13 protein-coding genes and 1 pseudogene are annotated in these 14188 nt (G+C 63.6%); 10 read left to right on the top strand and 4 right to left on the bottom strand.

The window, feature by feature from the left end; all coding sequences use genetic code 11:
• Positions 1 to 3: 3 nt before the first annotated feature.
• The 5 genes and pseudogenes from KRX52_RS21170 to KRX52_RS19675 form a co-directional block, all read left to right on the top strand.
• A pseudogene (locus tag KRX52_RS21170) lies at positions 4 to 57 on the top strand (hypothetical protein); the annotation flags it as partial.
• Positions 58 to 90: 33 nt separating this feature from the next.
• Positions 91 to 1044, top strand: a complete 954-nt coding sequence (locus tag KRX52_RS19690; RefSeq protein ID WP_217683430.1) for a hypothetical protein — start codon at positions 91 to 93, stop codon at positions 1042 to 1044.
• Between the two features lie 125 nt (positions 1045 to 1169).
• A complete protein-coding gene (locus KRX52_RS19685) occupies positions 1170 to 3653 on the top strand; it encodes an O-linked N-acetylglucosamine transferase family protein (protein ID WP_217683429.1) in 2484 nt (827 codons plus the stop codon).
• A 257-nt stretch (positions 3654 to 3910) separates the two neighbouring features.
• The gene (locus KRX52_RS19680) at positions 3911 to 4288 is read left to right on the top strand and encodes a flagellar protein FlaG (RefSeq protein WP_254797706.1); all 378 of its coding nucleotides are present in this window, start codon (positions 3911 to 3913) and stop codon (positions 4286 to 4288) included.
• 254 nt (positions 4289 to 4542) lie between these two features.
• Positions 4543 to 5052, top strand: coding sequence for a hypothetical protein (locus KRX52_RS19675; protein ID WP_217683428.1), 510 nt, complete (start codon positions 4543 to 4545; stop codon positions 5050 to 5052).
• Positions 5053 to 5133: 81 nt separating this feature from the next.
• On the opposite strand, the gene KRX52_RS19670 is transcribed toward KRX52_RS19675, so the two are convergent.
• Both KRX52_RS19670 and KRX52_RS19665 read right to left on the bottom strand, forming a co-directional pair.
• Entirely contained in the window at positions 5134 to 5292 is a 159-nt protein-coding gene (locus KRX52_RS19670; RefSeq protein WP_217683427.1) for a hypothetical protein, read from the bottom strand.
• A 1-nt stretch (position 5293) separates the two neighbouring features.
• A complete protein-coding gene (locus KRX52_RS19665) occupies positions 5294 to 6982 on the bottom strand; it encodes a PilZ domain-containing protein (RefSeq protein ID WP_217683426.1) in 1689 nt (562 codons plus the stop codon).
• Between the two features lie 287 nt (positions 6983 to 7269).
• Here KRX52_RS19665 and KRX52_RS19660 point away from each other — a divergent pair, with 287 nt between their 5' ends.
• Positions 7270 to 8622, top strand: coding sequence for a sensor domain-containing diguanylate cyclase (locus KRX52_RS19660; protein WP_254797705.1), 1353 nt, complete (start codon positions 7270 to 7272; stop codon positions 8620 to 8622).
• Between the two features lie 132 nt (positions 8623 to 8754).
• Here KRX52_RS19660 and KRX52_RS19655 read toward each other — a convergent pair whose 3' ends face one another.
• Positions 8755 to 9450 (bottom strand): RNA polymerase sigma factor FliA, encoded by a 696-nt coding sequence (locus KRX52_RS19655; protein WP_217683425.1) that lies wholly within the window; start codon positions 9448 to 9450, stop codon positions 8755 to 8757.
• Between KRX52_RS19655 and KRX52_RS21115 the strand changes: the two genes are divergently transcribed.
• From KRX52_RS21115 to KRX52_RS19635, 4 genes are all read left to right on the top strand, one after another.
• Entirely contained in the window at positions 9443 to 9649 is a 207-nt protein-coding gene (locus tag KRX52_RS21115; RefSeq protein WP_217683424.1) for a chitin-binding domain-containing protein, read from the top strand. The two genes, KRX52_RS19655 and KRX52_RS21115, sit on opposite strands and share 8 nt — an antisense overlap.
• Positions 9650 to 10091: 442 nt before the next feature.
• Positions 10092 to 10445: an Hpt domain-containing protein gene (locus KRX52_RS19645; protein WP_217683423.1), complete on the top strand. Its 354-nt coding sequence runs from the start codon at positions 10092 to 10094 to the stop codon at positions 10443 to 10445.
• Between the two features lie 50 nt (positions 10446 to 10495).
• Positions 10496 to 12616, top strand: a complete 2121-nt coding sequence (locus KRX52_RS19640) for a two-component system response regulator (RefSeq protein ID WP_217683422.1) — start codon at positions 10496 to 10498, stop codon at positions 12614 to 12616.
• Between the two features lie 112 nt (positions 12617 to 12728).
• The gene (locus KRX52_RS19635; protein WP_217683421.1) at positions 12729 to 13829 is read left to right on the top strand and encodes a GGDEF domain-containing protein; all 1101 of its coding nucleotides are present in this window, start codon (positions 12729 to 12731) and stop codon (positions 13827 to 13829) included.
• Positions 13830 to 13898: 69 nt separating this feature from the next.
• On the opposite strand, the gene KRX52_RS19630 is transcribed toward KRX52_RS19635, so the two are convergent.
• Positions 13899 to 14188 (bottom strand): hypothetical protein (locus KRX52_RS19630; RefSeq protein ID WP_217683420.1); only part of this gene is annotated, 290 nt, incomplete at its 5' end.

The following is a 14188-nucleotide window of genomic DNA, read 5'->3' as shown; positions in this document are numbered from 1 at the left end:
GCCATCGAGACCGCCGACCTGGCCCAGCTCAGCACCGCGCAGATCGCCGCGCTGAGCACCGCCAACATCGTCGGCCTCACCAGCGCGCAGATGGATGCCCTGAGCACCGCTCAACTGGCCGCCATCGAGGCCGCCGATCTGGCCAAGCTCGGTGCCGCCCAGATCGCGGGCATCACCGCCGCCGATCTCAGCACCGCCCTGATCGCCGGCCTCACCACCGCCAACGTCACCGGTCTCACCAGCACCCAGCTGGGCGCCCTCACCAGCACCCAGGTGGCGGCCATCGAGACTGTCGACCTGGCCAAGATGACCACCGCGCAGATCAAGGCGCTGAGCACCGCCAACGTCGCCGGTCTCACCACCGCGCAGATGGACGCACTGACCTCGGCCCAGGTCGGCGCCATCGAGACTGCCGACCTGGCCCAGCTCAGCACCGCGCAGATCGCCGCGCTGAGCACCGCCAATGTCACCGGGCTCAGCAGCGCACAAGTAGCTGCATTGAGCACGAGCCAGGTCGCTGCGATCGAAGCAGCCGATCTAGTCAAGTTCACTAAAACCCAGGTAGATGCGTTGACCGATGCGCAATTTGGTTCATTGACGACTAGCCAGATCGACGCGTTGACAACTGGTCAAATCAGCTGGCTCTCGGCTACCGATATTGCGGCACTGGGATCGGATGTAAGTGCACTATTGAATGACGCAACTCAGGCGGGGACATTGAAAGTTGCTCTGAGCGACACTCAAGTAAGCGCACTCACCTCTGCACAGTTGAGCCTGCTCACGACAGCAACGGTAGCTGCATTGTCCACTACCGCTATCGATGGCCTGACGACAGCTCAGCTGGATGGTCTCACCTTCGCGCAGTTGGATGCGATGACAGCAGCCCAGCTGAATGTGCTTGATCAGCCCCAGGTCGCGAGCCTGAGTGCTGCACAGGTAACCAGTGACGGTACTGCAACCGGTACTCTCATCGAACTTACCGGTGTAACCACCAGTCTCGGAACCTGGCTTGACAGCATCGTTCCTGGCAGTTCTTATGCCTGACGGCAATGCCTAGTGATATTCGGCAGGTGGTTCTGCTGCCGGATATCACGCTACTTTTCATGACACCGAGCCTAGGCTCGGTGTTTTTTTACCGACCGGCCTGGATACCCCGGGATAATGTCGTAATGAAAAACGTGCTGAAACAGATCCAATCGTCGATAGCCATTCTCTTCGAGCAAACGGCACGCCTGTACGCCGCAGGCGACGCCGCCGGAGCCAAACGCGCCTACCAGCAGTGGCTGACCGAGCATGGCGACTCGCCGCTGGCCCATGCTGTCTATTTCAACCTAGGCGTATTGCAGGCGGAGACTAATGAGTTGCCCGCCGCAGAGCGGAGCTATCGTTCCGCACTTAATCACCAACCGGACTTTCTACAGGCCGCGTTCAATCTGGGCACCACGCTGGAAAAACAACAGCGTTTCGTGGAGGCACTGGCCAGCTGGGAAAACCTTTTGGCATTGCCCGACACTGTAAGTGGTGAGAAGCTCGACCTTCTCATTTTGGCGCTCAATGGGCGTGGCCGCCTGCTGGAAGATCTCAAACGCTATAGCGAAGCCGAGGCCGAGTTTACCCGCAGCCTCTTGCTCAAGCCTGATCAACCGAATGTCATTCATCACTGGTTGCACCTGCGTCAAAAGCAGTGCAACTGGCCCGTACTGTCCGAACTACCGGGCCTGACACCGGAAAAGATGCTGGGATATGCCTCAGCATTATCCATGCTGGACTTGAGCGACGATCCAGAACTGCAACTAAAAGCAGCGCAGCGCTATGTTAAAGAAAAGGTCGAACCTGATCTGCTGCCGCTGGCCAATCCCACAGGCTATGGTCACTGCAAGCTGCGCATCGGTTATCTGTCGTCCGACTTCAAGCTGCATGCGGTATCCATGCTGACCGTAGAGATGCTGGAGCTGCATGACCGCGAGCATTTCGAAATCTATGGCTTCTGCTGGAGCCAGGACGATGGATCGGCCTTGCGCCAACGCGTCCTCGCTGCGCTGGATATCCATGTGCCGATAGGTCATCTCTCTGATGCACAGGCGGCCCAGTGCATCCGCGATGCCGAGATTGATATCCTGGTGGACCTGCAGGGGCTGACTGCCGGCGCCCGCATCAATATCCTGGCCCGCCGCCCAGCGCCGATACAGGTAGCCTATCTCGGCTTCCCCGGTACCAGCGGCATGCCGTTCATCGACTACACACTATCCGACCGCTATGTGCTGCCCGAGTCAGCGCTGACCCATTTCAGCGAGCAGCCGCTATACCTGCCCGAGGTGTTCCAAGTCTGCGACCGTCAGCGCCCGGTCGGGCCGACGCCGACCCGTGCCTCCTGCGGCCTGCCCGAAGACGCCTTCGTCTTCTGCGCCTTCAACAACAACCACAAGTACACCCCGGAGCTGTTCACTGTCTGGCTGAACATCCTGCGCCGCACCCCCAACAGCATGCTGTGGCTGCTGGCCGATAACGAATCAGTGCAGCCCAACCTGCTGGCCTTCTGCGCCCAGAACGACATCGCCGCCGAGCGCCTGGTGTTCGCACCGCGCGCGCTGCCGCCGGACTACCTGGCGCGCTATCGCATCGCCGACCTGTTCCTCGACTGCTTCCCCTTCAACGGCGGCACCACGGTCAATGACGCATTGTGGATGGGCCTGCCGGTGCTGACGCGCTCAGGGCGCACCTTCGCGTCCCGCATGGCGGGCAGCCTGCTGCACAACACGGGGCTGGAGGAGCTGGTCGTCGAAAACTTTGAAGACTATGAAAACCTTGCCGTAGCTCTGGCCACCCAACCGGCACGGCTGGCTGATATCAAGAGTCGTCTAAGTGCCGCACGAGAGAACAGCGAGCTGTTTTCCACCGCCGAGCAAGTGCGCAAGATCGAAACCATGTTTTGCCAAATTGCCAGTTATGAACCGGAGAAAGATATGTCAGCCAAGAAAAGTAGCCGTACCGGGGAACAGACCGCAGCGGCGGCAACCTCGACCATCGCGGTTACGGCGCCCGTGCAATCCGACGCCAAGCGCTTTCTGCATGTTGGCTGCGGCCCTCAGCGCAAGGCATCCACGACTCGCGGCTTCAACTCTGACGACTGGATCGAGCTGCGCCTGGACATCAACGAAGAGGTGCAGCCGGACATCGTAGGCACCATGACCGATATGTCGCGGGTAGCAGACGCGTCGGTAGATGCCATTTTCTCCAGCCACAATATCGAGCACCTGTTCCCCCATGAAGTACCGCTTGCGCTGCAAGAGTTCATCCGGGTGCTGAAGGCCGATGGCTTCGCAGTGATTACCTGCCCCGACCTGAAGTCGGTATGTGCGCTGGTTGCGGAAGATAAACTGATAGAGCCGGCCTATCAGTCGGCGGCGGGGCCAATTGCGCCTATCGACATCCTGTACGGCCATCGTCCTGAGATAGCTATGGGAAACACTTACATGGCGCACCGTTGCGGCTTCACTGAGAAGGTCCTAGTGAGCTCTCTGCAGGCTGCTGGCTTCGCGACCGTCATCAGCATCACTCGCCCAGAGAGTTTCGATATATGGGCCGTCGCCAGCAAGAGTCCGCGCAGCGCGGATGAGATGCGAGCGTTGGCCGCAGTTCACTTTATCAAGTGAGTGTTGGCGACTACGTCGCGCGCCCTGCCGTACGGATCTGACGGTGAGCGGTTACCCGGTTGCGCGTTGAATCCCAAAGTCGCAAAAACTTGGTAGGCCCTGACTGATTCAGCCGGGGTTCGCCAACCAGACCACGAGTTCAGTGCTGAAGTCCCAGTTAGACTTCGGCATCCTCCGCTAAAGTTCCGGCGCCATCTGACGATAATAAAGATCAGACCTATATAAACGTGCATGGAGCAGCCCGGAATGGAGACGCCATGACCATAACGAACCTGAATGTCACCGCCTTCTTCCCCGGGGAGCATGCTGCGCAACCGATGGAGAGAGTGAGCGCTGCTCCTGCCACGACGGAGCCCACCAACGTGATGAGCGGCGCCCATTCGGGTGCACCGCTCTCGACTAAACCTGCCGAACTGAGCGCAGAGTCGCTGACCGAGAACCTGCAGAAGCTCAATGCCGGACTTCAGAGATTCGGCATTGAGTTCGAAGTCAGCGACATCGACAATCGCCTGATCACCCGAGTTGTCGACAGTGAAACCGGCGAACTGATTCGTCAGATCCCCAGCGAAGAGGTGTTGCGCATAGCTCGCAGCCTGACGCAAACGACCAGCCTGCTGATAGACACCTCGGCCTGAAGCCAGCGCCATGAGACGCGTTTCCAGGGTAAGGCCGGTGCCACCCAATCCGCAGCGGCAGCCGATACAGCTCCGCCTCAGTCTCGTCTAAAACCGCGATTGCCCAAGATGGGGCAGCCTCCATTTTGCGCCCGCTTAGCCTGTCCACCGGCCTTGGCACCCTAAAGTTCCGCCACCCTTCTGACGATAACCTTCTGGCGCAGCAGGCCTTCGCCGACGCGCATCGACCCCATTCCCCTGCTTCGAGCCTTGTCATGGAACTCCGCGCCACCACGGAAATCGCCGTCGTCCTGTTCGCCGCCCTGCTTGCCAGCGGCCTGCTGACCCTGCTGCTCGCCGGCTGGGTTGGCCGCAGTTGGGCGGCGCGTATGCTGCGCCAGCACGATCGCGGCCATGAGCTGCGCCTGAAGAAGAACGAACTGCTGTTCGACAAGGAATTCGAAGCCACCTCGGCGCTGGTCGCCCTGCTGCGCCAGTTCCTGCCGACCTTCCACTTCCCCGGCATGGCGTGGGATGCGGCGTGCAACGAGATCGCCTACGATTTCGCCAAGATCGACACGGCGCTGGGCGAGTACCTGGCCCGCCATGGCGCGGTGCTGCCGCTGGAGGTGATGGCGCTGCTCGGTGAGGCCATCGGCCTGACCCGCGAACACCGCTTCAAGATCACCAGCGAGGTGCCGCCGGCCGCCAGCAAGGCCGCTGCCAGCCTCTACGACAAGCTGTGGAAGGCCGAGAGCGAGCTGCTCAAGCTGCTGCGCCAGTAGCGCCAGCAGGCCAAGGCGGCGAGCCGCATCCGCAGGAGCCGCCCCTGTCCCTCCGCGGGCGAGCACAGCCCCACCAGCCGCTCACTCGCCCCGCCGCGTTGGCGCTGCCCGCACTCGATCCGGACTCCGCTTGTAGCGGCGCGCATGGTGCAGGCAGTCGAGCATGCCGGCCAGCATCCCCAGCCCCATGATGCCCAGCACCAATTGAACCAGCGTGTCGGCCAGCCAGTGCGCCGTCACGCTACTCGGCTCCCGGCACCACCACGGACTCGACTCGCCCGAGGCCGGCCAGTTCGCCATCGCTGAGCAGCGCGCCGGCATCCTGCGGGTTGACCACGGCGCTGCTGGTCAGCTGCACGGCGGTGATGCGCCCCTCGCGATCCAGCCGCCGCACCCAGGCCAGCTGGCCGCTGGAGAAGCGCACCAGGCTGCCGACCGGAATCAGCCCGAAGTGGCGGATGTAGTGCTGGCTCCACTGCGCATCGAACTGACTGGCGCTGCCCAGCAGGTGGCGGTAGATGGTGTCGATCGACTGGGCCGGGCGGTCGGCGCGCGGTCGACCCATGGCATCGACCACGTCCACCACCGCCGCCATGCGCGCCAGCTCGCCAATGCCGTCGGCCGGCACGGCCCGTGGATAGCCGCTGCCGTCGAGTCGCTCGTTGATCGAGCCGATCACTGCATCTATCACCGGTGCAGCCAGCCACTTGCAACCTTCCAGACGCTCGCGCAGCAGGCCGACATGGGCGCCGAACGCTTGGCGCTGGCCGGCATCCAGGTGACTGGCACGATGCAGTTCGGTCGGCAGCAGGACCTTGCCGAGGTCGTGGACCAAGGCGCTGGCGACAATCGCCTTGACCGCCTGCCTGGGCAGCCCGCGCGCCTGCGCCAGGTCGGCCAGGCGCACGCCCAAGGCAATGCCATGCTGCACCAGTTGTGGCTCGCCCGGATGATTCTGCACCGCGAACAGCAGCGCGTCGCGGTCCTCGGCCAGCAGGCTGAGCAGCAGGTCGCTGTGCTGCGACAACTGCTTGGAGTCGATGGCGCCACCCAGGCGCAGCTTGATCAGCTGGGTATCCAGGTAGGCGGCCACCCGGCCCAGGCGCCGGACGATGCTGCCGCCCGGCAACGAAGTACGGGCAATCGGCGGGGGCTGCACCGGCGGCGTGCGCTGGGCGAACAGGGCCGAGGGCTGCAGCACGCGCGAGCTGTCATGACTGGTGCGCGCCTTTTCCCGCTCGATTTCCCGCACGTAGAGCCACAGGCGCCGCTCCTGATCGGCGCTGACGCCAACGAACTGGCAGCCGAAACGCAGGCTCTGCCAGTCCGGCTCGCTGCGGATGTGGCAGACCCTGGCGCCCATGGCCAACCGCTGCCCACCCGGGAAGTTCAGCACCAGCAATTCGAGCTGCTGCGGGCCGTCGATGCGCACCGCCTGGCTGGCCGGCAGCTCGACCAGGCAACCGCCGAGGGAAAGATTCGCCAGCCGCCCGAGCAGCGGCTGCTCGGTGCCTTCCGGGTGCAGCTCGACCTGCACCAGCATGTCGCTGCGCAGTTCGGCACGGTAGGAACCTCGACGGTGCAGCAGGTCAAGCCACTGTGGGTAGGCGCAGCTGAACTGCACCCGCTGCGGCACATCGAGGCGCTCGATGACCGTCAGGCTGGGCGTGCGCAGCATGGCGCCATCCACCTGGCCGCAGAGATAAAAGGGGTCGTTGCGCACAATACGGCCGGCCAGTTCCGGCACCGCGGTGATATCGATCACCAGCCGCTCGCCATGCTCCACGTCCATGAGCAACACCGGATGCGGTTGCCCCGGCTGCGCCGAAAACAGCAGCGAGGCGCCGCCAGGCTGACAGAGCCCTTCGAGCAGGGAAAGGCACTCGCCGGGGTGGTCGATCCGGGTCGGTGCATCGATTTGCTGTTCCATCCAAGCCTCTCTGGTCAACGGCGCAACGCAGCATAACCCCGTCATATCGGCTGATCCGGAAGAAGACTTTAGAGATCGGGCGCATTTCGCCGCCCCGTGTTGGGGCACAACACCCGCTCAAGTTCGGCTGGGTCCTGCCGATACTTTGCGGAGCAGTTCACAGTTTCAGCCGACCGGGTGAGGTCGCGCACTGCGCGCCCAATCCTGTCGGCAGGACAGGAAACGGCATCTTGCGGTCAACACCACACCTCAACTCAGCACATGACTTCTAGCGATAATTTTAAAAAATGAACAAGTCGGACAGTCTCTTGCCCCGAGCAAAGAGCGAGGGTGCGGTGATCGCAAAGGAGCCTGCCACTGCAGAAGCGGGCGCGCGGCCCGATCTCGCGCCGGAAATTCTGCCGGCCATGTTCCGGCAGGCACTTGAGCAATCATTCAACTCGGTGTTGGTGACCGATGCGCAGCAGGGCGCGCATGGCCACCGGATTCTCTATGCCAATCCGGCGTTTTGCAGGATGACCGGCTACAGTGCGCAAGAACTGATCGGCCAGACCCCGCGCCTGCTGCAAGGCCCCCTGACCAGCCCCGATGTACTCCGTGAGCTGCGTGAGTGCCTGCAGGCCGGGCGCTATTTCCAAGGCTCGACCGTCAACTACCGCAAGGACGGCACACCGTACATCGTCGAATGGAACATATCGCCCATGCGCGACGAGCGCGGCGAAATCACCCATTTCGTATCGGTGCAACAGGACGTTAGCGAGCTGGTGGCGGCGCGGCACACGAATCAATTGCTGGCCAACGCGCTCAATGCGGCGCAGGACGCGATCTTCATCACCGATGTGGATGGCAAGATCGAGTTTGCCAACCACGGCTTCGAACTGGTGACGGGCTTCAACAACAGCGAGGTCCTGGGAAGCATGCCCAACATCCTGAAGTCTGGCGTACAGAATGAGGCTTTCTACCAGCGCCTGTGGTGCAGCCTCAAGGCTGGGCAGACGTTTCGCGCCACCGTCGTCAATCGGCACAAGAATGGGCAGCTGATTCATTGCGAGGAAACCATCACCCCCGTGTATGACGGCAAGGGCGTGATGACCCACTTCGTCAGCATCATCAAGGACCTCAGCAAACGCATACTGGCCGAGAAGGAGTTGCGCAAGCAAGCCACGGTGGATGGCCTGACCGGCCTGCTGAACCGGCGCTCCGGCGAGTTGCAGCTTGAAAAAGCCTACCGCTCGGCCTGCGAAGGGGATACGCACTTTTGCGTGCTGCTGGCCGACGTCGATCATTTCAAGGCCATCAACGACACTTGGGGGCATCCGACCGGCGATGTGGTCTTGAAGGATGTCGCACGCCTGCTGCGCGCCAGTGTGCGCAGCACAGACAGCGTGGCGCGCTGGGGTGGCGAGGAATTCCTGATCGTGCTGCCTTACTGCGATCTGCCCGCGGCGCAGAAGCAGGCAGAACGCATTCGCATGCGCGTGGCGCAGAAGCACCAGCCGCTGGTTGGGCAGATCACGCTATCGATTGGTGTGGCCCAACTGCAAGACTACGACGAGACGCTGGCCGGGCTGATTGATCGGGCAGACAAGGCCCTCTATCGAGCCAAGAAAGAGGGACGCAACCTCGTTTGCTCCGCATAAGGCAACGCTGGAAAACCACTGACCGTCACTCCCGCGCAGGTGGGAGCCCGGGTGGAACGGGGCCTATGGATTCCCGCCCGCGCGGGAATGACGAGTATTTCAGTGCTACGGGGTGTCCGGACTCCTGCCCGCTCAGTCCGCCAGGGCCGCCCGCAGGCGAGCCACCGCCTGGCTGTGCAGCTGGCAGACCCGCGACTCGCTGACCCCCAGCACCGCGCCGATTTCCTTGAGGTTGAGGTCTTCCTGGTAGTAGAGCCCAAGCAACAGCTTTTCGCGTTCGGGCAACCGGTCGATGGCCTTGACCAGATCGGCGCGGCGGCGGCCTTCAAGCAATTCGGCCAGCGGCGTTGCATGGGGCTCACCGCACAGGGTTTCGCCTTCATCCTCGGGCAGCTCGTCGAGCGCCACCAACTGGCTGCCGTTGGCATCCATCAGCAGGTGGCGGTATTCCTCGAGATCGACCCCCAGGGCAGCGGCAATCTCGCGCTCCTCCGCCGGGCGGCCGAGACGCTGCTCGAGGCGGCGGACCGCCTCGTCCAGCGCGCGCGTGTTGCGCCGCACGCTGCGCGGCACCCAATCACGGCTGCGCAGCTCGTCGAGCATGGCGCCGCGGATGCGCTGACTGGCAAAGGTGGCGAAACTAGCGCCATGGCTGGCGTCGTAGCGATTCAGCGCATCCAGCAGGCCGATCATTCCGGCCTGGATCAGGTCGTCCAGCTCGACACTGGCCGGCAGACGCACCTGCAGGCTCAAGGCCTGGCGGCGCACCAGAGGCAGGTGTTCCTCGAGCAGGTCGCGCTGTCTGATCTTGCCTTGTGCGGTGTACATCGTCTGCCTCTGCGCCAGTCCAAGCAAGGCGTCCTGCCATCCCGGCGGGGGATGGGATGGCAGGGCGCAGGCTTGCCGGTACGCCTGGGAGAGCCGGCAAGCCCTGAGCCCATTGTTACCGCTGGCAGAGTGCCTCCAAGCGCGGAATAGTCGATCTCCGCATGGACTATTCCACGCTTTGCCACCCTGGCCGGATTGACATGAATCACACCCCCGTCCCTGATGCGGCTCACACAACCTGCCGTCAGATCGCCAAGCTGCGCCTTGCGTACAGCGCTATTGGCACTTCCTCCCTGCCTCTTGGCAGAGGGAGACAGACCCCAGGCAGCGAAGTAGCGGCGCTGGCCTCTGTTGCGCGACACGCCTCAAGCTTTCCGCCCGGCAGCCGATATTTTGATAACCACATCACACTTTCGCGCCTGATCCACACAGCAGCCGACCTTGATGAGCCCACTCCGTCACCGTCCCGCCAGATCGACACCCTGGCGCAGCGCCGGCGTCATCCTGACCCTGACGGCTCTGCTATGTCTGACGGCCACGCTACCCGATGCCTCTGCGCCGCAGCCGGATGACGCCAGCGCCGCGCGGCTCGCAGACCGCCCGGCCGCCGCCACGCCACAGAACTACGAGGAACCCGCCCCATGGAAGACGACGCTCTGCTGCTCGACCTGCACACCCTGAGTACCTTGGAAGCGGCCCTCGGCGACGACCTGCAGGAAGTGGTCGCGGTGCTCTGTAGCAGCCTGCCGACGCAGATCAGCCACCTGCAGGCCGCCCTCAAGGGTGACGACCCTGCCGAGATCCACCGCTGCGCCCACAGCCTCAAGGGTTGTGCCGGCAACGTCGGCGCACTGGCCCTGTCGTGCCTGGCCCGCGACATCGAGCGACAGGCGCGCGCGGAGCAGACGCCCGCCGCCGAACTCGGTGCCCGCGCTGCGACGCTGGCGACCGCCACCCTGCAGGCCCTGCGCGAGCGTTATCGGCTGCCGGCCTGAGCCGCCGGGCAATCCCCATTCCAGCCCTAGCAAGGAACCATGAGAACGCCATGAGCGCTGCGGAATCCATCCTGATCATCGAGGACGACCTCGCCACCCGGCTGCTGATCCGCTCCGTCCTCGCCCGCCACGGCTATCGCCTGCTGGAGGCCGGCGACGGTCAGGAGGGTCTGGAAGTCTTTGCGCGCGAGCAGCCCGACCTGGTGCTGATGGACGTGATGATGCCGCGCCTCGACGGCTTCACCACCTGCAGCACGCTGCGCGGCTGCGAGCCGATCCCCGGCACCCCGGTGATCATGCTCACCGCCTCGGATTCCGATAGCGACGTGGAGAAGGCCTTCGAGGCCGGCGCCACCGACTTCATCACCAAGCCGATCAACTGGCCACTGCTGGTGGCCCGGGTGCGCTACGCGCTGCGCGCCCGACGCACCAGCCGCGAACTGGTGACCACCCGGCTGCGCCAGGAGTACGCGCAGAAGATCGCCCGCATGGGCTTCTGGGCCTGGCAGGCCGACAGCGGTCAGCTCGAGTGGTCGGCAGACCTGGCCGAGCTGACCGGGGTGCGCAGCGAGCAGGTCGACAGCCTGCCCGCGCTGCTCGAGCAGGTCCATCCCGATGACCGCAAGCGCCTGGCCCTGGCCATGGACGTGGCGCGCAGCGACCGCAGCCGGCTCGACCAGGAGATCCGCCTGCTGGCCCCGGATGACGCGGTATGCGTGCTGCATCTGGTTGCTGCGCACCACCCGGCCCAGGGCCGCGCCGAACTGTTCGAGGGCGCTTTCCAGGAGCTGACCCAGGTGCGCGAGACCGAGCAGATGGTCCAGCACATGGCGCTACACGACACCCTCACCGGCCTGCCCAACCGCAAGCTGTTCCTGCGCCTGCTGGAGTCGGCCATCGAGCGCGCCCGCCAGAACGGCAACGGCGTGGCGATGATCCTCTTCGACATCAACCGCCTGGGGCGGATCAACGATGCCCTCGGCATGCAAGCCGGCGACCAGCTGCTCGGCCGCATTGCCAGCAGCCTGCGTCAGGTGCTACCGCTGGACACCAACATCGCCCGTCTGGACAGCGACGAATTCGCCGTGTTCGTCCACCACAACGACCTCATGCGGGTGCACGCCAAGACCGAGGCCGTGCTCGCCCGAGCCGCACAGCCAATCAGCATCGGCGACGAGCAGCTGTTCGTGTCGATGACCGCCGGCATCGCCCTGTTCCCCGAGCATGCCGGCAGCGCCGAGGAGCTGGTGCAGGCCGCCCAGGATGCCCGCCAGTCCGCGCGCCTGCAGGCCAAGCCACTGGCCATCGCCAAGCCGGTCAGCGCCAACAAGGCGGTTGAGCTGAAGCTGGAATTCGCCCTGCGTGCGGCGCTGGACGATCACTTCCAGCAGTTCCATCTGGTCTACCAGCCGCAGATCCGCCTCAGCGACAACCGCATCGTCGGCGTCGAGGCGCTGATCCGCTGGGAGCACCCGGAAATCGGCCTGGTGGCGCCGCCGCGTTTCATCCCGATCATGGAGGAACTGGGGCTGATCAATGCCCTGGGCGAATGGATCCTGCGCAGCGCCTGCCAGCAGTTGCGCCGCTGGCAGGACGCCGGCATTCACCTGCAGATGAGCGTCAACATCTCGCCACGCCAGTTTCAGGACAGCGCACTGTCGGAGATCCTCGGCGACGCCGTGGCCCAGGCCGGCATCCGTCCCGCGGACCTCAAACTGGAGATCACCGAGAGCATCGCCATGCAGGACCCCCAGGGCACCGTCGAGCTGCTGCGCCAATGGCGCGAGCGCGGTTACCAGATTGCCATCGACGACTTCGGCGTCGGCTACTCGTCGCTGGAGTATCTGCTGCGCTTCCCGCTGGACGCCATCAAGATCGATCGCACCTTCATCAAGGACATCGTCGAGTCGCCCAGCGACCGCGCAATCGTCCGCGCCGTCACCGTGATGGCGCAGAGCATGGGCCTGACCACCATCGCCGAGGGCGTCGAGACCCAGCGCCAGCAGGACTACCTGGATGCCATCGGCATCAACCAGGTGCAGGGCTTCCTGTTCGGCAAGCCGATGCGCGCCGAAGCCCTGGCGCGCTTCCATGCCGCTCACTACACCCAGTTGCAGGCGGGCGGCGCCGGACATCCGAGCGGACAGTGTTTGGCCGAACCGCTCGCCTGAGATCAACCCGGCTCTACGCCAGTACGCGGCACAAGCTGCTGCAGCGGCGCCGGTAGCAGAACGTACTACCCGGCAGGGATTCGCAGATCCCTGCCGCAACAGAGGCAAGCATATGAACCCGACCCAGAAAAGCCTGGCCGAGCAGATGCAGATACACGACCTGGAGATCGCCCGCCGCAAGGAGCTGCTTGGTTTCACCAAGCAGGACGGGGAACTGTTGGCGGCCTGTAGCGGGCATATCCTCGACAAGGCCGAGGCACTGGTCAAAACCTTCTACCACAAGCAGACCGCCATCAACGAGATTGCCGTGATCATCGGCGACGCCGATACCTTGGCCCGCCTGCGCTCGGCCATGACCCGCTACGTCATCGATCTGTTCTCTGGTAACTACGGCGAAGAGTATGTAAACAATCGCCTGCGGATCGGCCTGGTGCACAAACGCATCGGCGTGGCGCCCAAATACTACCTGTCGGCCATGCGCATCCTGAAAAGCCTGCTGATGGATATCCTCGGCGAACATCTGGCCAACAAGCCGTACCGGGAAGAGACCCTCCAGGCGCTGGACAAGCTGCTCTACTTCGACAACGAGCTGGTCTTCGACACCTATATCCGCAGCCTGCTGTCGGAGATCGAGTCGGCCAAGGACAAGGCAGTGCAGTACGCGCTGTCGCTGGAACAGCAGGTGGCCGAACGCACCCGCGAGCTGGAGCAATTGTCGCGCCAGGATCCGCTGACCAACCTGTACAACCAGCGCTTCTTCATGGAAACCCTCAGCGGCGAACTGGCGCGTGCACAGCGCACTGCCACCCCGCTTGCCCTGCTGTATTTCGATGTCGACAACTTCAAGCAGATCAACGACCAGACCGGCCACCTGGCCGGCGACGAGGTGCTGCGCAGCATCGCCGCTGCCCTGCTCGCCGAGTGCCGAACCTACGACACCTGCTGCCGCTACGGCGGCGACGAGTTCTGCGTACTACTGCCGGGAACCGACGCGCAAGGTGCCCAGCTGTTTGCCGAGCGCCTGCTCGCACGCCTGGCCAAGGACAGCCTGGCAACCAGCCCCAGCCTGAGCATCGGCATTGCCCAGAACGGCCCGCAGACCTGGCTCGATCCGCTGCAGTTCATCAGCTGCGCCGACCAGCACATGTACGCCGCCAAGCGCCAGGGCGGTGGCAGGATCGCCAAAGATGACGAGGAGCGCCTGAGAACTTGACGCCGCGCACGGCAACGACTCACTGGGCTAGCAGCCTGCCGGCCCGGAATCGGGCGGCAGCCATTGCCATCATCTTCCCTGAGTAACGACCGCCAATCGCCAAATAAACGGCGTCAATATTGCCTTTTCAGGGCTTTGCCACCTGCCGAAATTGACCGGGATCAGCGTGACGGCAAAGCACATTTGCAACGATTGAATTGCGCAGATGAAGTACAAAAACATTAACCATAATTTTAGGGAAGGTCTGAAAAACACTTCCCGATCTGGTGAAATAGCCGCCAGTCCCTCTGGAGCCCCCCTTGCATGAAGCAACTGTCCTTCGCCGATGCGGAGTACGCCGGCAAACGCAAACAGACCCG

It is taken from the genome of Geopseudomonas aromaticivorans (assembly GCF_019097855.1).
Classification (GTDB): Bacteria; Pseudomonadota; Gammaproteobacteria; order Pseudomonadales; family Pseudomonadaceae; genus Geopseudomonas; species Geopseudomonas aromaticivorans.
This window is presented reverse-complemented; position numbering and strand designations above follow the sequence as displayed.